General features: G+C 66.7%; 1 protein-coding gene. It reads right to left on the bottom strand.

All coding sequences use genetic code 11. From position 1 onward, the window contains the following. Positions 1 to 19: 19 nt before the first annotated feature. Positions 20 to 480: glycine cleavage system transcriptional repressor (locus tag FLP08_RS16920; protein ID WP_156278097.1), on the bottom strand; the 461-nt coding region annotated here is incomplete at its 5' end.

Genomic DNA, 480 nt, shown 5'->3' with positions numbered 1-480 from the left:
CCGGCTTTCCTGAACAACTTCAGGACGCGTCCAGCACCAATTCCACCATCAGGTCGTCGGCCAGGTCTTCCAGTCGCTCGCGCAGGGTGTCCAGCGACAGGGTCAGCGGCACCGCCAGCAGCGCATCGGCATGGAACAGCGGTTCGCTGCTCATCGGCGCCGGGCGCACTTCGGTGGACAGGCTCTCCAGGTTCACCCCGTGCTCGGCCAGCAGCCGGGTGATGTCACGCACGATACCGGGGCGGTCGTTGCCCACCAGGTCGAGGTGGATAGGCTTCCAGTTGCATACCGGCTCGATCCCGCTTTCCGCCAGGAGCACGCGGATACCGTGGCTGGACAGGCCCTGTAGCCCTTCCACCAGTTCGTCGTAGCCTTCCGCCGGCACGGCCACCCGCAGTATCCCGGCGAACTGCCCGGCCATCCGCGACATGCGGCTTTCCAGCCAGTTGCCGCCGTGGGAGGCGATGCATTGGGCGATGC

Source organism: Christiangramia aestuarii (genome assembly GCF_009735585.1).
In the GTDB taxonomy this organism is placed as follows: domain Bacteria; phylum Bacteroidota; class Bacteroidia; order Flavobacteriales; family Flavobacteriaceae; genus Christiangramia; species Christiangramia aestuarii.
This window is presented reverse-complemented; position numbering and strand designations above follow the sequence as displayed.